Below are 20720 nucleotides of genomic sequence, written 5' to 3' on the forward strand. Positions count from 1 at the left end.
AGGAAGCAGATCTTTCAAACCCAAACCACTGGAGCATTTTCATGAACACGACCCCGCGCCTGAACTGGTTCAAGACCATCCCCAAGACCTTCGAAGCCATCCTGGCCGTCAACGCCAGCATCGATTCGAGCACCGTCGGCAAGACGGTGCTCGATCTGGTGTTCGCGCGCGTCTCTCAGATCAACGGCTGCGCCTACTGCCTCGACATGCACGTGCGCGACCTGCGCAAGCAGGGCGAGGGATGGCAGCGCATCAACAGCCTGGCGACCTGGCGCGAAGTGAGCTTTTTCAACGAGCGTGAACGCGCGGCGCTGGCGTGGGCCGAATCGCTCACGCGGCTGGCCGACCATCACGACGAGCGCGAAGCCGAGTTCGCAGCCCTGAAGGCGCAGTTCAGCGACGTCGAGATTGCCGAACTCACCGTTGCCGTCGCGCAGATCAACACCTGGAACCGCATCAACGTCGGCATGCGCATGCCTGTCGCCGCCAAGGCGCTGGACTGAGCTTCTCTCCTTCAGCGGCGCTCGACGACCATCGGCGCGATGCGCAGGCTGTCGCGCAGCTGCGTGACAGCCTCGCCGGCTTCGTTGCGCGAAGCAAAGGGCCCGGCCTGCAGCCGGTGCGTGCCGGCCTCGCTGAAAACGCGCAGTTGCGGCGCCAGTGAAGGCAGGCCGCGCGCCGCCTGGCTGCGCAGGCTTTCCGCGCCATCGCGCTCGCGGAAGGCGCCGAGCTGCACCCAGAAGCCCGCCACCGCGCCGGATGATGGTGCGGCGGCCGGCCCGGCCACTGCCGGTGCCGTCGGCGCGGACAGGGGGGCCATGGGCGCAAGGTCGGTGACCACCATGGGCTGGCGCGGCGGCGGCGCGGCATCGGCCTCTAGCGTGGCCGGTGCGGCTTGCGTGATAGTTTCTGTCTGCGGCATCGGTGCCATCGGTACCACCGGCGTTTGCGGCGCGACCGGCATCGTCGAGGCCTCCGGCGCATTCATCGCCACCGGCGCCACCCAGGCCGAAGGCACGGCCACCGGTGCAGCCGCCGCACGCCGGGGCGGCGGTGATGCCGCAGGCGCCGCGGCATACGCGGTTCCCGGGTCTCGCCGCCAGGCGCCGGTGCGGATGTCTTCGTTGGTGATGCGCTCGATCTCCACCGGCGCCACGCCGCGCAGCAGGTCGAGCTTGAGCGCCGCCGTGTAGCTCAGGTCGATGATCCGGCCGTCGACGAAGGGGCCGCGGTCGTTCACCCGCACGATCACCTCGCGCCCGTTGGCCGGGTTGCGCACCCGCACGTAGCTCGGCAGCGGCAGGGTCTTGTGCGCGGCCGTCATCGCGTACATGTCGTAGGGCTCGCCGCTCGCGGTCGATGCGCTGTGAAACTTGCGGCCATACCAGGAGGCGATGCCCGATTCACGGAACGGCCGGTCGTCGGTGATCGGCTGGTACGCCCGGCCCAGCACCGTGTAGGGCTTGCTGGTGCCGCCGCTACTGCGGATGGCTTCGATGCGGGGCTCGGCATCGGGCACCCGGTCGAGATCCGATGGAATGTTCGTGCCCGGGCCGTCGCGGCCGCTCAGCGCGCCGCCGCCGCTGCGGGTGCCGCTCGCGCAACCCGCAAGAAGAATGGCGACGGCCACCGCGCACGCAGCCAGCGCGGTGGGGGCCTGGGTGCCGGCTCGCTCAGCCAAATACAGCCTTCCACAAGGCCAGCATGGCATCGCGCTCGGCGGCCAATGCAGGCGGGGTGACCTGGGTCGGTTCTTCATTGAGGCGGGCGCGATGCTGCACGCGCCGCAGTTCGCGGTATGCCGCCGCGGCATTGCGCCCGACGCCGGCGGGCAGCAGGCCAGCCTCTTCGGCGCGCATCAGCAGCGCGATGTTGCCCACGTTGGGAATCAGTTCCGGGTGCTCGCCCGAGGCTGACAGCACCAGAAACTGCACCGCGAACTCGGCGTCCACCATGCCGCCGGGGCTGTGCTTCACGTCGAAGCGGTCGGCCTTTACCGGCCGTGCGCCACGCACCTTGTCGCGCATGGCGATGATCTCGGCCTTCAACGCCTCGCGGTTGCGCGGCGACACGATCACGGCCTGGCGCACGTCGTCGAAGCGCGCGCCGAGCTCGGCGCTGCCCAGCACGAATCGCGCGCGGGTCATGGCCTGGTGCTCCCAGGTCCATGCCGTGTTGCTGCCGCGGCCAAGCTGGTACTTCTCGTAGGCTTCGAAGCTGGTCGTCAGCAGGCCCGAATTGCCGTTCGGCCGGAGGGCGGTGTCGATCTCGAACAGGTCGCCCTCGCGCGTCTTGACCGTGAGCCAGTTGATGAGCTTGCGCACATAGGCCGCGTACACCTCGCCGGCGCGCTCGTCGTCATCGTCGTAGACGAAAACGATGTCCAGGTCGCTGCCGTAGCCCAGCTCTTTGCCGCCCAGCTTGCCGTAGCCGATGATGGCGAACTGCGGCACTTCGCGGTGGCGGTTTCGCACGTGCGGCCAGCACCAGCGGGCCGTCACGCGCAGCGTGGTGTCGGCCAAGGCGCTCAGGTCGTCGGCCACCTGCTCCACGGTAATGCGGCCGTCCACGTCGCGTGCCAGCGTGCGGAACACTTCGGCATGGTGGGCATGGCGCAGCAGGTTCAGCAGCCGCTCTTCGTCCGCTTCGCCGGTGCGGCTGAGCGAGGCGTGGCGTGCTTCCAGTTCGCGTTCGAACTCGGCCGCCACGAAGCGGCCCGACAGCATTTCGTCGCTTGCGAGCTCGTCAATCACGCCCGGGTGCTGCATGAGGTAGCGCGCCGGCCACTTCGCGGCGCCCAGCAGCCGCAGCAGCCGCTCCTGCACCGCGGGGCGCTCGACCAGCAGCGCCAGGTAGCTCTCGCGCCGCAGCAGCGGCTCGATCCAATCGGCCCAGCGCAATGCGGCGTCCGCATGGCGCGGCGTCTGCCCCGGGCCGTCGCCGTCGGGCTCTTTCAGCCACTGTCCGGTGCGCTGCACCAGCTGGCGCAGCCGGGCCCGGGTGTCTTCGCGCAGGGCAAGCACGCGGGGCTGCTCGCACCAGTTGCGAATGCGCTCGGCAAACACCGGCGGCAGGTCGTCGAGCAGATCGGCCAGGTCGGCGGGCGCGGCGGTCTTCTTGCCGCTGCACTTGCCGTTGCAGGGCTTCTCACCGCCGAGCAGCTTGTCGAACTCCTGCGCCACCAGTTCGCGGTGCGTATCGAGCTGCTCGAGAAAGGGGCAGCAGTTGACATAGCCCATGGTCTGCGCAATCCAGCGCAGGTCGTCGTCGCCCACCGGCAGCATGTGGGTCTGCTGGTCGTCCAGGTACTGGATGCGGTGCTCCACGCGGCGCAAAAACTCGTAGGCCGAGGCCAGCGCATCGGCGGTTTCCTGCGGCATCAGGCCGGCGCGCGCCAGGCGCTGCAGCGCGTCGAGCGTGGGCCGGGTGCGCAGTTCAGGGAATTGACCGCCCCGCACCACCTGCAGCAGCTGCACGGTGAATTCGATCTCGCGGATGCCCCCGCGCGACAGCTTGACGTCGTTCGCGCGCTCGGGCCGGCCCGCGCTGCGGCGCGCCGACTGCTCGCGAATCTGCCGGTGCAGCGTACGCAGCGAATCGAACACGCTGTAGTCCAGGTAACGGCGGAACACGAAGGGCAGCACCGTGGCGCGAAGGCCCTGCGCATGGCCTTCGGACACGATGTCGCGCGGCGCCACCACCCGGCTCTTCATCCAGGCAAAGCGCTCCCACTCGCGGCCCTGCACCTGGAAATATTCTTCCAGTGCGTCGAGCGAGACCACGCTCGGTCCGGAGTTGCCGTTGGGCCGCAGCGCCAGGTCGACGCGAAACACGAAGCCGTGCTCGGTGGTGTCGCCCACCAGCGCGTAGATGCGCTTCACGGCGCGCGAAAAATACTCCTGGTTCGACAGGCGGCCGCGGCCGTCCGCGTCGCCGCGGGTTTCGCCGTCCAGGTCGTACAGGTAGATCAGGTCGATGTCGCTCGACACGTTGAGCTCGCGCGCGCCAAGCTTGCCCATGCCCACCACCCAGAGCTGCGCGCGCTGGCCTTCGGGGCCGAGCGGCGCGCCATGCACCGCGTCGAGTTCGTGGCAGGCGTCGCGGCACGCAACGTCGAGCGCGAATTCCGCGAGCTCGGTCACGGCGGTGGTCACCACGGCCAGCGGCGCCTGGGCATCGCAATCGAGCGTTACAAGCCGTTCCATCACGAGCTGCCGCACAATGCGCAGCGCATCGCCGACGCTGTCGCCGCGTGCGCGCAATGCCTCGTAGGCCGTGGAGATCGACTCGCGCAGCGGCGCGCCGGGAGGAAGCAATGCAAGCTCGGCCGCATACCTGCGGCGTAGGCGCTGCACGAAGCGCGAATAGGAAGAAAACGCGACCTCGATCGCGATAGGTGGCGTGGGCGTGGTTGGCAACTGGTTCACACTGATATTGGTTTCCGTGGAACCCCTCTGAATGCTGGCGGTCATAATTCCCGACACAGCGCGATCCTCAATGAACGACACGGCGTCTCCCCCTTCACGTCTGCTCAAGATCACCGCTGCGACGGCGCGCTGGCTGCTGGGTTTACTGATCGCTGCATGGCTTCTGCTTGCACTGTCAGTGGTTGTCCTACACGCGTGGATTGTGCCGCGAATCGGCGATTACCGTGGTGCCCTGGAGGCACAAGCCAGCAAGGCCATCGGGGTACCTGTGCGCATCGGGTCGATCACCGCCCGTTCGGATAGTCTGTTTCCCGCCTTCGAGTTGCGCGACGTGGTGCTGCATGATGCCAGCCAGCGCGAAGCCCTGCGCCTTGTGCGGGTGGTGGCGAGCGTGTCGCCGCGCTCCTTGTGGCGCCTCAATTTCGAGCAGCTCTACATCGAGGGGCCGCAGGTCGACGTGCGCCGCGACGTGCTTGGCAAGCTGCACGTGGCCGGCCTGCACATGTCGAACGACACCACCGGAGAGACCCGCGCCGCCGACTGGTTTTTCGCCCAGCGCGAACTGGTGGTCGAAGGCGGCACCGTCCGCTGGACCGACGAGCAGCGCCAAGCCGAGCCGCTGCTGCTGACCGACGTGCGTTTTGTGGCCCGCAACGGCGGTCGCCGCCACGGACTGCGGCTCGACGCCACTCCGCCGGCCGGCTGGGGCGAGCGCTTCACGCTGCGCGGCCAGTTCCGCCAGCCCCTGCTGTCGGTGCGCTCCGGCCGCTGGCAGACGTGGGACGGCCAGCTCTATGCCGACCTGCCCTACATGGACGTCACCCGCCTGGGCCGCTACGTCTCCATCGACGCGCGCATCCGCGAAGGCAGCGGCGCGCTGCGCGTCTGGGCCGACGTGAAAGACGGACAGATCGTGGGCGGCGCGGCCGACCTCGGGCTCAACCGCGTCGACGCCTCGCTGGGGCGGGGATTGCAGCCGCTGGTGCTGCGCTCGGTCACCGGCCGGCTTGCCGGCCAGCTCAACGAAGAGAATTTCGAGTTCTCGACCGCCGCCCTGCAGTTCGACACCGCCGACGGCATGCGCTGGCCCGGCGGCAACCTGTGGATGCAGCACTCGCCCGCGCGCGGCCGCACGCCGGAGCACGGCGCCTTGCGCGCCGACCGGCTCGACCTGGCCGCGCTGGCTCTCATTGCCGACCGCCTGCCGCTGGGCGAGGCCACGCACCGCGTGCTCGATGCCTATGCCCCGCGTGGGCTGGTCGAGCGCATCGACCTGAACTGGCAGGGTTCTTTGGGTGCACCCGAGCGCTACCAGGCCAAGGGGCGGGTCAGCGGCCTGCGGGTCGCGTCGCAACCCGCTCCGCCCGTGGTTGCCGCTGCTCCCAAGGCCGGCGCCCCGGCCACCCCCCACGCGCACGCCGGCTCGCCCGGCCTGAGCGGCGCCACCATCGATTTCGACGCCACCCACACCGGCGGCACTGCCGCGCTGTCCATGGCGCAGGGCACGCTCGAATTTCCGGGCGTGTTCGAGGAGCCCGTCATTCCCATCGACCGGCTGGCGGCCCAGCTCCAGTGGAAGCTCGACAAGGGCCATGCGCAGTTGCAGGTGTCCAAGCTGCGGTTTGCCAACGCCGACGCCGAGGGCGAGGCCGAAGCCAGCTGGCGCACCAGCGATCCCGCCATATCCGCCGGCCAGGCGCTCTACCCCGGTGTGCTCGACCTGCAGGGCAAGCTGACCCGCGCCGACGGCACCCGCGTGTTCCGCTACCTGCCGCTCGACATTCCCCAGCACACGCGCGACTACGTGCGCCAGGCGGTCACCAAGGGCACGGCCAGCAGCGTCGACTTCCGCGTGCGCGGCGACCTGCACGACATGCCCTTCATGGACCCGAAGCAGGGCGAATTCCGCATCGTGGCCAAGGTGGCCGACGTCAACTACGCCTACGTGCCGCCGGCCTCCGCCACTGCGGCGTCCACCGCCTCCAGGGCCGCCGCCTCGGCCCGGCCCGGCACGCCCGCAGCGGTCTGGCCCGCCCTCACCGGCGTCTCGGGCGAGCTGGTGTTCGAGCGCGCGGGCATGCTGGTGCGCAATGCGCGCGGCCGGCTGGCGGGCGCCAACGGCATCGAGGTGACCAAGGCCGAGGCGCAGATTGCCGACATGTCGCACCACGCCTCGCTGCTGCGCGTCGATGCCCAAGCCAAGGGTCCGCTCGGCGAACTGCTGCGCGTGGGCGCGCCGCTGGCCGGCGAAACCGGCGAGGTGCTGTCCCGTGTACGCGCCACCGGCACGGCCGACTACCGGCTGCACCTGGAGCTGCCGCTCGAGGACATGGATGCGGCCAAGGTCCAGGCCAGCATCGCGCTCTCCGACAACGAGTTGCAGCTCGCGCCTGAGGCGCCGTCGTTCACCCAGGTAAAGGGCATCGTCGGCTTTACCGAAACCAACTTCTCGCTGGCCGGCGTCAATGCCAGGCTGCTGGGCGGAGATGTTCGCGTCGAAGGCCGCGGCCGTTTTGCCGGCGCCAACCGCGAGGTGGCACTGAAGGCGCAGGGCACCGCAACGGCCGAAGGCCTCCGCGGCGCGCGCGAGGCCGAGTGGCTCACGCGCATCGCGGCCAAGGCGACCGGCAGCACGCCGTACGCGCTTACCTTCTCCATGCGCGACGGCGCGCCGGAATTCCTGCTGACCAGCACCCTGCAGGGCCTGGCGCTGCAGTTGCCCGCCCCGCTCGTGAAGACGGCGGACGAGCAGATGCCGCTGCGCGTCGAAAAGAAAGTGCTTCAGCGCGAAACCCGCGCGGGCGCCGCCGTTGCGGTGCAAGACCAGCTTTCGTTGGAGCTTGGTCGCATAGGCAGCGCGCAGTATGTGCGCGACATCTCCGGCGCCGAGGCGCGGGTGCTGCGCGGAAGCATCGGCATCGGCCTGGCGCCGGGCGAAACCGCCAGCGTGCCCGACAGGGGTGTGCTGGCCAACGTGAACGTGGCCAAGCTCGACATGCCTGCGTGGAAAGCCCTGGTCGGCGACACCGCAACCAATGCGGCTGAAGCGGGCGGCGCCGAGCGGCCCGAAGACGCGGCCATGGGCTACCTTCCCACGCGCATTGCCGTGCGCGCGCAGGAGCTCGGCATTGCGGGCCGCACGCTGCACAACGTGGTGCTGGGCGGCACGCGCGACGGCTCGCTCTGGCGCGCCAACATCGACGCCACCGAGCTCAGCGGCTATGCCGAGTACAGCCACTCGCAAGCCGGGCGGCTCCATGCGCGGCTCGCGCGGCTCAAGATCGCGCCGACCGAGGCGACGCAGGTGGAAACGCTGCTCGACGAGCAGCCCGGTACGCTGCCCGCGCTCGACATCGTCATCGACGACTTCGAGCTGCTGGGCAAGCGGCTCGGCCGCGCCGAGATCGATGCCGTCAACCGCGGCGGCGCCGGCCGCGAATGGCTGCTCAACAAACTGAGCTTCACCATGCCGGAGGCGAGCTTCGCGGCCAAGGGCACCTGGGCGGCCGTGCCCGGCGGCAGGGCCGGACGCGCCGAGCAGCGCCGCACCGCCATGACCTTCAGGCTCGACATTGCCGATGCCGGCGACCTGCTCGCGCGCTTCGGCATGCCCGGCGTGCTGCGGCGCGGCAGCGGGCGGCTCGAGGGCGACGTCAACTGGCGCGGCTCGCCGTTCTCGCTCGACTACCCCAGCCTGGGCGGGCAGCTGCAGGTCAACGTGGGATCGGGCCAGTTCCTCAAGGCCGACCCGGGTCTTGCCAAGCTGCTTGGCGTGCTGAGCCTGCAGGCGCTGCCGCGCCGGCTCACGCTCGACTTCCGCGATGTGTTCAGCCAGGGCTTCGCCTTCGACTTCATCCGCGGCGACGCAAAGATCACGAACGGCATCGCGAGCACCAACAACCTGCAGATGAAGGGCGTCAACGCCGCCGCGCTGATGGACGGCTCGGCGGACATCGTGCGCGAAACGCAAGACCTGCGCGTGGTGGTGGTGCCCGAGATCAACGCAGGCACCGCTGCGCTGGTGGCCACCGCCATCAACCCTGCCATCGGCCTTGGCACCTTCCTCGCCCAATGGGTGCTGAGCAAGCCGCTCGCGGCCGCCGCCACTCAGGAGTTTCACATCGAAGGCACCTGGGCCGACCCCAAGATCGCCAAGGTGCCGCGATCCATCCTGCCGAATCCCCTGAATCTTCCCGCGGCGCCGCCCGCCGCGGAAGGCCGGAAAACGGAGACCACGCAATGAAAGTCGCAGCCATCCAGATGGTGTCGGCCATCGCCCGCGAAGCCAACCTCGCGCGCGCCCACGACCTGCTCGCACAAGCCGCCGCGGCCGGCGCCGAGCTGGCGGTGCTGCCCGAGTATTTCTGCATGATGGGTGCGCGAGACACCGACAAGCTGGGCCTGCGCGAAACGGCCGGCGCCGGTACGGTGCAGGGCTTTCTGGCCGATGCGGCGCGCGAGTTCGGGCTGTGGATCGTCGGCGGCACGCTGCCCATCGAGAGCGGCGATGCGGAGCACGTGTTCAACAGCTCGCTGTGCTACTCGCCCGAGGGCCAGTGCGTGGCGCGCTACGACAAGATCCACCTGTTTTACTTCGACAACGGCACCGAGCGCTACGACGAGCGCCGCGTCATCGCGCCGGGCGCCGCGCCTGTGGTGTTCGACCTGCCGTCCCGCGACGGCCACCGCTGGCGCGTGGGCATGAGCGTTTGCTACGACCTGCGCTTTCCGGAGCTGTACCGCGCGCTTGCCAAACAGGGCGCCGACCTGCTGCTGGTGCCCAGCGCCTTCACCCGCACCACCGGCGCCGCGCATTGGGAGGTGCTGCTGCGCGCACGCGCCATCGAAAACCTTGCATGGGTGGTGGCGCCGGCGCAGGGCGGCACGCACGAGAACGGCCGCCACACCTGGGGCCAGTCGATGGTGGTCGACCCGTGGGGCGCCGTGGTTGCGCAGCAGGCCCGCGAAGAAGGCGTGGTGCTGTTCGACATCGATGCCGGGCAGACGGGGCGCATGCGCGCGCAGCTGCCGGTTCTCTCGCACTGTGTGCTCTAGATGCAGGATGTGCTGACCGCCGCATCGCCACGCTGGGCGCTGTTGGCGTTTGCGCGCCTGCGCTCGCTGTGGAAGCGCTGGTTTCTTTGGCTCATCCTGGCCGTGCTGGTGTCCGTGTTGTTGATTACCGTGGTCTGGCTTGCGGGCCGGCACGAGGTCGAGCAGGTGCAGGCGGCGCTCGACCGCGACACGGCCGATGCGGTGTCCGACCTTCGCATCGGCTTGCAGCGCAATGCGCAGAGCCTGCGGGCCACGCAGGCTTCAGGCCTGGACCGCACGCATTGGCCAGAGGCCGCGGCCACGCTGCTGAGGGAGCATCGCGAGTGGCTTCGCCTTGAGTGGCGCGATGCCGCGCTGCGTCCGCTGGAGGCCGCCAACACGCCCTACCGCATGCGCCTTATCGACGAGGAAAGCCGCGGCGCCGACCAGACCGACGTGGCGCTGGCCTGCACGGCCGCGCGCAAGCTCGGCGCGCCGGCCTATTCGCCGAGCCACTTCGTGCCGGTGCTCGGCGGAGGCGGCGTCGAGGTGATGGAGCTCTGCGTGCCCATCGACGCGGGCGGTTTCCTGGTGGCGAGCTACTCGCTGCGCGACACGCTCATCGAACTGGTCGGCCCCACGCTCACGCGCGGCCAGGAGGTGGCCTTTACCGAAACAGACGGCACGCGGCTGGTGGCGCTCGGCACCTCGCGCCGCACGGGAACGCGCGTTTTCACCTCGCAGCAACTCATCGACCTGCCCGGTGCCGCGCTGATGCTGCGCGTCGACGGCTGGCGCGCGGCGCCCGATCTTTTTCCGAACGTGCTCACGGCGCTGGTCACCGGCATCTCGATTGCGCTGGTGTCGGTGCTGGTGCTGCTGGCGCGCGACACGCGCCGCCGGTTGCGTGCCGAGCGCGACCTGGCCGATGCGCTCGCCTTTCGCAAGGCGATGGAAGACTCGGTCATTACCGGGCTGCGCGCACGCGACCTGCAGGGGCGCATTACCTACGTCAATCCCGCGTTCTGCGAAATGGTCGGCTTCAGCCCTGAGGAGCTGATGGCCGACAGCGGCGAATCGCCCGAGGTGCCTTACTGGCCCACCGAGCTGGCACACGAATACCAGCAGCGGCAGGCCCGGCGCCTGGCCGGCGGCATGCCGCCGCGCGAGGGCTTCGAGTCGGTCTTCATGCGCAAGGACGGCACGCGTTTTCCGGTGCTTATCTTCGAAGCCCCGCTGATCAACGCGCACCGCGTGCAGACCGGCTGGATGAGCGCCTTCATCGACATCAGCGAGCAGCGCCGCATCGAAGAACTCTCGCGCGCCAGCCAGGAGCGCCTGCAGGCCAGCGCACGGCTTGCCACCGTGGGCGAAATGGCGTCGCTGCTGAGCCATGAACTCACCCAGCCGCTGGCTGCGATTGCCAGCTACGCCACCGGCTCGCTCAACATGCTCGGCCCCCATGCCAAGGGCGAGCAGGCCGAAGTGGCCATGGCGGTGCGGCGCATCGCCGAGCAGGCCGACCGCGCCGGCCAGGTGATTCGCAGCGTGCACGACTTCGTGCGCCGGCGAGACCGCACGCGCGAAGCCGTGGCGCCGCAGGCGCTGATCGATGCGGTGCTGCCGCTGGTGCGGCTGCAGGCGCGCAAGCTCGGCGTGATCATCGAGGTGGTGCTCGAAGACCGCCTGCCGCAGGCCATGTGCGACCGCACGCTGGTCGAGCAGGTGCTGCTCAACCTGGCGCGCAATGCGATGCAGGCCATGGACACGCCGGACAACGCCGGAGAACGTGTGCTGCGGCTGCGCGTGGCGCGCGCCGTCGCGGTGGGTGGCACCGGTGCCGGTGCGGAGGACGTGCGCCGCTGGCTCGAATTTTCGGTGGCCGACCTCGGCAGCGGCATCAGCGAAGAGGTGGCGAGCCGCCTCTTCACGCCCTTCTTCACCACGCGTGCCGACGGCATGGGGCTTGGCCTCAGCCTGTGTCGCACCGTGGTCGAGCAGCACGGCGGCGTGTTGATGTTCGAGCCCAACCAGCCCCGGGGCACGGTGTTCCGCTTTACCTTGCCGGCGGCATGACCCTTGCAGGGTTGCCGCGGCCATATTTTTGAAACGACTGACTGACATGCAACCGCTGATTGACGGCCTCATCTTCATCGTGGACGACGACGCCAGCGTGCGCGAGGCATTGGCCTGGCTGCTGCGCTCGCGCCGCCTCGAGAGCGAGCATTTTGCGAATGCCGAGGCCTTCGAGCAGCGCCTGGCCGAAGGGCCGCTGCCCCAGCAGCCGCTGTGCCTGCTGCTGGACGTGCGCATGCCCGGCACCAGCGGACTGGTGCTGTTCGACCGGCTCGCGGAGCGCGGCCTGCTGGCCGCCATGCCGGTGATCTTTCTGACCGGTCACGCCGACGTGCCGACGGCCGTCGACGCGGTGAAGCGCGGCGCTTTCGACTTTTGCGAGAAACCGTTTTCGGACAATGCGCTGGTCGACCGCATCGAGCAGGCGCTGGGGGCTTCGCTTCGGGCGCTCGAAGTGCAGCGCGTGCGTCGCAGCCTGGCCGACCGCATCGCCGAACTCACCGACCGCGAGCGCGACGTGATGCGGCTCGTGGTCGAAGGCTTGCCGAACAAGCTGATTGCCGATCAGCTGGCGATCAGCGTGCGCACGGTGGAGGTCCACCGCGCGCGCGTGTTCGAAAAGATGGAAGTGAAATCAGCGGTTGAGCTCGCCAACCGCTTGAGAGATCTCTAAGAGATCAGGACTTTTCCGCCACGAAGATTTCTACGCGGCGATTCTGCGCACGGCCGGCGGCGGTGCCGTTGTCGGCCAGGGGCTCGCGCGAGCCGCGGCCGTCGGTGGTGATGGCGGTCGTCGAAACGCCGCGCGCCACCAGGTGGTTGCGCACGCTGTCGGCGCGGCTCACAGAGAGGCGCTCGTTGCCTTCTTCGCTGCCGGTGTTGTCGGTGTGGCCCACCACGCGCACGCTGGCCGCCGTGGCGCTGCGCAGGCCTTCGGCGACCTTGTCGAGCACCTGGGCAAGATTGCGCTTCACGTTGGAGCGGCCCACGTCGAACGAGAGTTCGTTGGGAACCACGAGGTGCAGCTGGTTGTCCGCGGTCTGCTCGATCACCACGCCCGTGCCCTTGGTGGAATTTTCCAACTCGGTCTTGAGCGACGCCAGGCGTGCAGTCCAGCTATTGGACGGCGCGGCCGACTGGGCATCCGGTGCGGTTGCAGCACCCGGTGCAGGCGATTGCGAGGCGCAGCCCGCAATGAACAATGCGGCCGCAGCCGCACCCGAAACAACAAACTTCCTCATGAGTTTTCCCTCTGGATTGACATTGAAACGATAACGACGGGCGCCGGCCGCTCCCGCCCGGCCGGCTTTTTTCTTCTTGTCTGGTTTACTTATTTTTCTATCTACTGGCGAGTTCAGCCTCGCGGTGCGCGCTCGCCCACAAAAATTTCGACGCGGCGGTTCTGGGCCCGGCCGGCATCGCTGTTGTTGTCGGCAATGGGCTCACGCGAGCCGTGGCCTTCGATGCGGAAGGCCGCGGCGCTCACGCCGCGTGCCACCAGGTAGTCGCGCGTGCTGGCGGCACGGTCGACCGACAGCGGGTTGTTGATGGCGTCCGAGCCGGTGCTGTCGGTGTGGCCGATGATGCGCATCTCGGCGTTCGGGTTGTTGCGCAGCCCGCTTGCGAACTGGTCGAGCACGGGCGCGAAGTTCGACTTGATGTTGGCGCGGCCCACGTCGAACGACACATCGCTCGGGATCTGGAGCTTGAGCTCGTTGTTCGGCGTTTGCGTGACGGCCACGCCGGTGCCTTGCGTGGCGGCTTCCATCTGGCGCTTCTGGTTTTCCATGCGCTGCGACCACAGGTAGCCGCCGAGCGCGCCGGCTGCGGCACCGACCACGGCACCGGTGCCGATGGCACCGCGGTTGCCGCCGGTGGCGGAGCCGATGGCCGCACCGCCCAGGGCGCCGATGCCGGCACCGATGCCGGTGTTGCGCTGGGTGTCGGTCATGCCGCCGGCGCATCCAGACAGGACGAGTGCGGCGGCGGTGGTGGCGAGAACGAATTTTTTCATGGCTTTCCCTTTCAAGGATGAATCAGGCGGGCCACAGCTTAGCTTCGGCAAGCTTGCGATGGTACGGCCTTCCCGATCTGCGGAAAACAGGAAAACCTTTCGCCATGTCCGATGAATGCTGCGATGATTGCTACTAAAGTAATAGCGAATGGCCTCTTCTCCGACATTTCCCTGCGGTTTGGGGCTACGCAAGAAATTCACGCTTCGGGAGGGTGGTCCTTCCTGGACGATTTGTTGTCATCGGCGGCCTCGTCCTCGTCGTGCAGTTCACCTTTCTTTCGACCGGAAAACATGGTCCACCAGACGATCAATATGAGCACGAGCCCGGCCCCGAGGGCTTCAAGCAAAATCAAACCCATGAGAAATGGACTCCAGTGGCTGGTAGGGCTCGCGATCGTAGCAACGATGGCGGGCTGCTCGCTCAGCCCGCGCGCGCCGGAAACCCCGGCACGCCCCACCGTGACACCCCCGCGCGACCTCGGGCCCCTGACCGGCTCGCTGGCGCATCCCAAGAGCCGATGGGTCCCCGTCGGCTGGTCGGAGCTTCCGGGTTTCAGCGACGATCCGCTGCACGAAGCCTGGATTGCGCTGCTTGCCAACTGCGCGCGCCCCAACGCGGCTTTTGCCCCGCTGTGCCGCGACGTGCGCCAGCTGGCCATTGCCACGCCCGAAGAGCAGCGCCAGTGGATGACCGACAGGCTGCAGCCCTACCGGGTCGAGTCGCTCGCGGGCTCGAGCGAAGGCAAGCTCACGAGCTACTACGAGCCGGTGTATGACGCCTCGCGCGTGCCCACCGCCACTTTCAATGTTCCGATCTACCAGGCGCCGGAAGGCCTGGTGCCGCGCCGCCCCTGGTACAGCCGGCAAGAGATCGAAACCCTGCCCGAGGCCCAGGCGGCACTGCGCGGCCGCGAGATCGCGTGGATGGCCGACCCCATCGACGCGCTCATGCTGCACATCCAAGGCTCCGGGCGTCTTCGCATCACCGAAGCCAACGGCGTGCAGCGCACCGTGCGCGTGGCGTTCTCAGCCACGAATGAGCAGCCCTACAAGAGCGTGCAGCAATGGCTCATTTCGCAAGGCGTGGCCAAGGTCGGCAAATGGCCTGACGACACCAAGGCATGGGCCGCGCAGAATCCGCAGCGCGTGTCGCAATTGCTGTGGAGCAATCCGCGCTATGTGTTCTTCCGCGAAGAGACCCTGAGCGAGCTGGACGCTTCGTTTGGCCCGCGCGGTGCGCAGGGCGTGCCGCTCACGGCGGGGCGCTCCATCGCGGTCGACCGCGAAAGCATTCCGTACGGCACGCCGGTGTGGCTCGCGTCGAGCGGCCCCGCCGCGCAGCTGCAGAAACTCGTGGTCGCGCAGGACACCGGCAGCGCCATCGTCGGCGCCGTGCGTGCCGACTACTTTGCCGGCACCGGTGCCGACGCCGGCCGGCTGGCCGCCAGCATGAACCAGCCGCTGCGCTTGTGGGCGCTGTGGCCAAAGCAGTAAGACATAGGACGTAAGCGAGCTGTCATTTCGGATTCACGGCGATGTCATGGGGGCTTCCTAGCATGGGGTGTTTTTTTCAACACCCCACGAACTCCTCCAATGTCAGACCGCATCGATTTCAACGACGAAGACTCCAATCGTTCCGCCAACCCCACGTTCGACAGCGTTCTGGCCAATCGGCTCAGCCGTCGTGGCCTGCTGCTGGGCGGTGTCGGCTCTGCCGTGCTGACCGCCTGCGGCGGCGGCAGCGGCGGTGGCGGCGTGGGTTTTCCGATTCTTCCTCCGGCACCTGCACCGGCCCCGGCGCCCGCGCCAGCTCCCGGCCCGGCCCCTGGTCCGGTCGAAAAGCTGCTGGGCTTTGGCGCCGTGGCGAAGAGCCTGGCCGACAGCGTGGTCATTCCCGTCGGCTACAGCGCCAGCGTTGTCTATGCCCTGGGCGACCCGCTGTCCGGCACCACGCCCGCCTATGCGAACGACGGCACCGATACCGACTTTGAAAACCGCGGCGGCGACCACCACGACGGCATGGAGTGGTTTGGCCTGGGCGCCGACGGCAAGCGCTCCGACTCGAGCATCGACCGCGGCCTGCTCGCGGTGAACCATGAGGCGACCACCGACGAAACGCTCTCCTCGTTCTTCCTGCACGCCAACGGCGGCACCACCACGCTGCCCCGCCCGGCCGCGGAAGTGGACAAGGAAGTTGCCGTCCACGGCATTGCAGTGCTCGAGGTGCGCAAGGACGGCGCCGGCAAGTGGAGCTACGTCCGGGATTCGGCATTCAACCACCGCGTGACGCCGCTGACCGAGATCGACATCGCCGGCCCCGCCAAGGGCGACGCGCTGATGAAGACGAAGTACTCGGCCACCGGCGTCAAGACGCGCGGCACGCTCAACAACTGCGGCACCGGCAAGACGCCATGGGGCACTTTCCTCACCGGCGAAGAAAACTGGGTGAACTACTTCACCCGCGCAGTGGGCGACGATGTCGCACGCGGCAACGACAAGAGCGTGACCTCGCTCAAGCGCTATGGCCGCGCCGAAGGCACCGCGAGCCGCCACGGCTGGGAAACCGCCGGCGCTGACGACAAGTACCAGCGCTGGAACATCAGCAAGACCGGCGCTTCCATCGACGGTACCGACGACTACCGCAACGAAATGAACGGCATGGGCTTCGTCGTCGAATTCGATCCGTACGACAAGTCGAAGCTTGGCGTGAAGCGCACCGCCCTGGGCCGCTACGCACACGAGAGCATCGCGTTCAGCAAGCCGGTTGCGGGCCAGAAGGTGGCCTGCTACATGGGCGACGACGCACGCAACGAATACTTCTACAAGTTCGTTTCCGACGCGGTCTGGTCCGAGGCCGATGCCAACCCGGCCGATCCGCTCGCCACCGGCGCCAAGTACCTCGACCAAGGCACGCTCTACGTGGCGCGCTTCGAAGCTGACGGCGCGGGCACCTGGCAGGAGCTGTCGCTGTCGAACCCGGCGGTGGCAGGCTTTGCCGGCTATTCGTTCGCGAACCTGGCCGACGTGGTGGTCAACGCGCGCCTCGCCGGCGACGCCGTGGGTGCCACCAAGATGGACCGCCCCGAGTGGTGCGCCACCAACCCGGCCAACGGCGAGGTCTACCTCACGCTGACCAACAACAGCAACCGGCGCATCGAACCGTCCCCGACCTCGTCCACGCAGTTGGCTCCCGATCCGGCGAACCCGCGCGTCTACACCGACATGAAGGGCGCCACCGCGCAGTCCGGCAACCCGAACGGCCACATCCTGCGCATGGCAGATGCCGGCGGCAATCCGGCGAGCACCAGCTTCCGTTGGGACGTCTACGCCTTTGGCGCCGAGTCGGGCGCCAACGCCGACACGGTGAACCTGTCGAAGCTCACCGGCGACCAGGACTTCTCCAGCCCCGACGGCCTGGTGTTCAGCCGTTCGACGGGTATCTGCTGGATCCAGACCGATGACGGCGCCTACACCGACGTGACCAACTGCATGATGTTGGCCGCCCTGCCGGGCCAGGTCGGCGACGGCGCCAAGAAGACCCTGACCTACCAGCGCGCGGACAGCACGCAGTACACGGTCGACACCATGATCGGCAAGCAACCGACGGCGGACACGCTCAAGCGCTTCCTGGTCGGCCCTTCGGGCTGCGAACTCACCGGCCTGTGCGAAACGCCGGACGGCAAGGCGATCTTCGTCAACATCCAGCACCCAGGCGAAAGCACCAAGCAAGCCAACCTGGCGGACCCGTCGAAGTACACCAGCCAGTGGCCTTCCAATGCAGGCTACGGCGCAGGCAAGCGCCCGCGTTCGGCAACCATCGTCATCACCAAGGACGACGGCGGGCGCGTCGGCAGCTGACCACGGCCGGCCGTGAGCCAGCCGCCCGTGCGGGTGGCTGGCTCACCCTTTGAATTGAAGCGGCGCTACCGGCAACGGCAGCGCCGTTTTGTATCTGACCTGCTTGAGCGCAAAGCTCGAGCGGATCTTTTCGATGCCTGGAATCGGCGTGAGCTGTTCCAGGATGAACTTCTCCAGCGCCGCCATGTCCGCCACCGCGATGCGGATCAGGTAGTCGCTGTCGCCCGTCATCAGGTAGCACTCCATCACTTCGTCGTGCTCGGCAATGCGTTGCTCGAAGTCGGCGAGTGACTGCTTGCTTTGCGTGGTGAGGCTGATCGAGATGAACACGTTGAGCCCCAGACCCAGCGCCTTTGCATTCGCGAGCGCCACATAGCGGTCGATTACGCCGCCGGCTTCCAGCGCCTTCACGCGTGCGAGGCATGGCGAGGGCGACAGCTGAACGCGGCGCGCAAGCTCCACGTTCGATAACCCGCCGTCGCGTTGCAGCTCGTCGAGGATGCGCAGGTCAATGGTGTCGAGTTGCACGAAATGCGGCGTTTGGTTGGTTTTCAGGAATTTTATGCTGCGCTGTTGCCATGGGTATGCCCAAGCCGGTAGCTAATTCTTGCCGTTGCGGCCTAAAGTGCCGGCATGAACGCCCCGATTTCAAACGACCAGATGCACGCGCTGCTGCTCGACGCGCCGCTCTCGCACGACCCCGACCCTGCCGAGACCGCCGAATGGCGCGATGCCTTCCTGGCGCTGGCGCAAACGCACGGCCCCCAGCGCGCGCGGCAGATGCTGGTGGAGCTCGCCCGCCTTGCGCGGCAGCAACGCATCGGTTGGCAGCCCGAACTCGCGACGCCTTACGTCAACACCATTGCGGTGGAAGACCAGCCGCCGTTTCCGGGCGACCTGGCCGTCGAAGAGCGCCTGGCGTCGCTCATGCGCTGGAACGCGCTTGCGATGGTGGCGAAGGCCAACCAGGCGTACGGCGAACTGGGCGGCCACATTGCAAGCTATGCCAGTGCGGCCGATTTGTTCGAGACCGGCTTCAATCACTTCTTTCATGCGCGCGATGAAAATCATCGAGGCGACTTGGTGTTCTTTCAGCCGCACAGCGCACCCGGCGTTTACGCACGCGCTTACCTCGAAGGCCGCCTCAGCGAAGACGACCTGAAGCACTATCGCCAGGAACTGACCGCGCCCGCCTTCACCCAGGGCAGCGGCGCACGCGGCTTGAGCAGCTATCCGCATCCCTACCTGATGCCGGACTTCTGGCAGTTCCCCACCGGCTCGATGGGCATCGGCCCGATCAGCTCGATTTACCACGCGCGCTTCATGCGCTACCTCACGCACCGCAACCTGCTCGACTGCGAGGGCCGCAAAGTGTGGGGCGTGTTCGGCGACGGCGAAATGGACGAGCCCGAATCGATGAGCGCATTGACGCTTGCCGCGCGAGAGAAGCTCGACAACCTCGTGTGGGTGGTCAATTGCAATCTGCAGCGCCTCGACGGCCCGGTGCGCGGCAACGGCCGCATCATCGACGAGCTTGAAAAGCTGTTTGCCGGCGCGGGCTGGAACGTCATCAAGCTCGTGTGGGGCAGCGACTGGGACGGCCTCTTCGCGCAGGACGTGAGCGGCGCGCTGGCGCGCGTGTTCGCCAACACCGTCGATGGCCAGATGCAGACCTTTGCGGCCAAGGACGGCCGCTTCAACCGCGACAACTTCTTCGGCCAGAACCCCGAGCTTGCTCGACTTGCAGAAGGCATGACCGATGAGCAGATCGACCGCTTGAAGCGCGGCGGCCATGACCTCGTAAAGATATACGCCGCCTATGCCGCCGCGGCCGCACACAAGGGTCAACCGACCGTGATCCTCGCCCACACCAAGAAGGGCTATGGCATGGGCAGCGCCGCGCAGGGCAAGATGACCACGCACTCGCACAAGAAGATGGGCGACGTCGATCTCATCGAGTTTCGCGACCGCTTCAACCTGCCGCTGACCGATGCGCAGGCCATTGCGATGGACTTCTACCGCCCGCCCGAAGACAGCGCAGAGATGCAGTACCTGCGCAGCCACCGCGCTGCGCTCGGCGGCGCCATGCCCCGCCGCGAGACCGCGTGCGACGTCGTGCCCAAGCCCGACATCGCAAGCTACGCGCAATTCGCGACAGCGGCGGCCGGCAAGGAAATGAGCACCACCATGGCCTTCGTGCGCATGCTGGGCAACCTCATGAAGGACAAGGCCTTGGGCCCGCGCATCGTGCCCATCGTGGCCGACGAGGCGCGCACCTTCGGCATGGCCAACCTGTTCAAGCAGGTCGGCATCTATTCGAGCGTGGGCCAGCGCTATGCGCCCGAAGACATCGGCTCGGTGCTGAGCTACCGCGAAGCCACCGACGGACAGATTCTGGAAGAAGGCATCAGCGAAGCCGGCGCCATTGCCAGCTGGACGGCAGCCGCCACCAGCTACAGCGTGCACGGCCTGGCCATGCTGCCGTTCTACATCTACTACTCGATGTTCGGCTTTCAGCGCGTGGGCGACGCCATCTGGGCCGCGGCCGACCAACGTGCGCGCGGCTTCTTGCTGGGCGCCACCTCGGGCCGCACCACCTTGGGCGGCGAGGGCCTGCAGCACCAGGACGGCAGCAGCCACCTGGTGGCCGCGACCATTCCGAACTGCAAGGCCTATGACCCCGCATTTGCGGGCGAGATGGCGGTCATCGTCGATGCGGGCATCCGCGAAATGATGGTCGAGCAGAAGGACGTGTTCTATTACGTCACGCTCATGAACGAGAACTACGCGCAGCCCGATGTGCCCGAGGGTGCAGAGGCGGACATTCTGCGCGGCTGCTATCGCTTCGGCGTGTATGCGCCGGCTGCTTCAGGCAAGGCGAAAACGAAGAAGGTCGTCACGCTCATGGGCTCGGGCGCCATCCTCACCGAAGTTGTCAAGGCAGCACAGCTGCTGGCCGACGAAGGCATCGAGGCCGAGGTGTTCAGCGTGACGAGCTGGAGCGAACTTGCGCGTGACGGGCTGGCTTGCGAGCAGCGCGCGATCGCGGGCGAGAAAGAGGCCGGTGCGCCGTTCATCACGCAGCAGCTTGGCGCCGGAAAGGGCCCGATCATCGCCGCCACCGACTACGTGCGCGCCGTGCCCGAGAGCGTGCGCGCCTTTTTGCCCGAAGGCCGCCGCTATCTCACGTTGGGAACGGATGGGTTCGGCCGCAGCGATACGCGCGCGGCGCTGCGGGAGTTCTTTGGGGTGGATGCGGGGAGCATTGCGCGGGCGGCGCGTTATGCGTTAGGGTGAGCTAGGCGCTTGCG

14 protein-coding genes are annotated in these 20720 nt (G+C 67.8%); 8 read left to right on the forward strand and 6 right to left on the reverse strand.

Features of this window, described 5'->3' with window-relative positions; all coding sequences use genetic code 11:
- The first annotated feature begins 41 nt into the window (after positions 1-41).
- Positions 42-503, forward strand: a complete 462-nt coding sequence (locus V9L21_RS05460; protein ID WP_337309822.1) for a carboxymuconolactone decarboxylase family protein — start codon at positions 42-44, stop codon at positions 501-503.
- An 11-nt stretch (positions 504-514) separates the two neighbouring features.
- Here V9L21_RS05460 and V9L21_RS05465 read toward each other — a convergent pair whose 3' ends face one another.
- Both V9L21_RS05465 and glnE read right to left on the reverse strand, forming a co-directional pair.
- Entirely contained in the window at positions 515-1681 is a 1167-nt protein-coding gene (locus tag V9L21_RS05465) for a septal ring lytic transglycosylase RlpA family protein (protein ID WP_337309824.1), read from the reverse strand.
- Positions 1674-4472: a bifunctional [glutamate--ammonia ligase]-adenylyl-L-tyrosine phosphorylase/[glutamate--ammonia-ligase] adenylyltransferase gene (gene glnE / locus V9L21_RS05470; RefSeq protein ID WP_337309826.1), complete on the reverse strand. Its 2799-nt coding sequence runs from the start codon at positions 4470-4472 to the stop codon at positions 1674-1676. Before glnE ends, V9L21_RS05465 begins: the two co-directional genes overlap by 8 nt.
- Positions 4473-4497: 25 nt before the next feature.
- On the opposite strand from glnE, the gene V9L21_RS05475 reads away from it, so the two are divergent.
- From V9L21_RS05475 to V9L21_RS05490, 4 genes are read left to right on the forward strand one after another with little or no spacing between them, the layout of a single operon-like run.
- A complete protein-coding gene (locus V9L21_RS05475) occupies positions 4498-8670 on the forward strand; it encodes a YhdP family protein (protein ID WP_337309828.1) in 4173 nt (1390 codons plus the stop codon).
- On the forward strand, positions 8667-9482 hold the full coding sequence (locus tag V9L21_RS05480; RefSeq protein WP_337309830.1) for a carbon-nitrogen hydrolase family protein: 816 nt from the start codon (positions 8667-8669) through the stop codon (positions 9480-9482). Before V9L21_RS05475 ends, V9L21_RS05480 begins: the two co-directional genes overlap by 4 nt.
- Positions 9483-11537, forward strand: a complete 2055-nt coding sequence (locus tag V9L21_RS05485) for a two-component system sensor histidine kinase NtrB (protein ID WP_337309832.1) — start codon at positions 9483-9485, stop codon at positions 11535-11537.
- Between the two features lie 46 nt (positions 11538-11583).
- Positions 11584-12210, forward strand: a complete 627-nt coding sequence (locus V9L21_RS05490; protein WP_337309834.1) for a response regulator transcription factor — start codon at positions 11584-11586, stop codon at positions 12208-12210.
- Positions 12211-12214: 4 nt separating this feature from the next.
- Here V9L21_RS05490 and V9L21_RS05495 read toward each other — a convergent pair whose 3' ends face one another.
- From V9L21_RS05495 to V9L21_RS05505, 3 genes are all read right to left on the reverse strand, one after another.
- On the reverse strand, positions 12215-12778 hold the full coding sequence (locus V9L21_RS05495) for an OmpA family protein (RefSeq protein ID WP_258502968.1): 564 nt from the start codon (positions 12776-12778) through the stop codon (positions 12215-12217).
- Between the two features lie 113 nt (positions 12779-12891).
- Positions 12892-13551 (reverse strand): OmpA family protein, encoded by a 660-nt coding sequence (locus V9L21_RS05500; RefSeq protein ID WP_337309837.1) that lies wholly within the window; start codon positions 13549-13551, stop codon positions 12892-12894.
- Between the two features lie 197 nt (positions 13552-13748).
- The gene (locus V9L21_RS05505) at positions 13749-13910 is read right to left on the reverse strand and encodes a hypothetical protein (protein WP_337309839.1); all 162 of its coding nucleotides are present in this window, start codon (positions 13908-13910) and stop codon (positions 13749-13751) included.
- Between V9L21_RS05505 and mltA the strand changes: the two genes are divergently transcribed.
- Entirely contained in the window at positions 13909-15045 is a 1137-nt protein-coding gene (gene mltA, locus V9L21_RS05510; RefSeq protein WP_337309841.1) for a murein transglycosylase A, read from the forward strand. The two genes, V9L21_RS05505 and mltA, sit on opposite strands and share 2 nt — an antisense overlap.
- Before the next feature lie 99 nt (positions 15046-15144).
- Complete coding sequence (locus V9L21_RS05515) at positions 15145-17409, forward strand: PhoX family protein (RefSeq protein WP_337309843.1); 2265 nt, start codon at positions 15145-15147, stop codon at positions 17407-17409.
- Between the two features lie 42 nt (positions 17410-17451).
- Here the strand turns inward: V9L21_RS05515 and V9L21_RS05520 are convergent, their stop codons facing one another.
- Positions 17452-17937, reverse strand: coding sequence for an Lrp/AsnC family transcriptional regulator (locus V9L21_RS05520; RefSeq protein ID WP_337309845.1), 486 nt, complete (start codon positions 17935-17937; stop codon positions 17452-17454).
- 105 nt (positions 17938-18042) lie between these two features.
- Here V9L21_RS05520 and mdeB point away from each other — a divergent pair, with 105 nt between their 5' ends.
- Positions 18043-20706 carry an alpha-ketoglutarate dehydrogenase gene (gene mdeB / locus V9L21_RS05525; RefSeq protein WP_337309847.1) on the forward strand — a complete coding sequence of 888 codons (2664 nt, stop codon included), beginning with the start codon at positions 18043-18045 and terminating at the stop codon, positions 20704-20706.
- The last annotated feature ends 14 nt before the right edge of the window (positions 20707-20720 follow it).

The organism is Variovorax sp. CCNWLW235, assembly GCF_037204085.1.
Lineage (GTDB): Bacteria > Pseudomonadota > Gammaproteobacteria > Burkholderiales > Burkholderiaceae_C > Variovorax.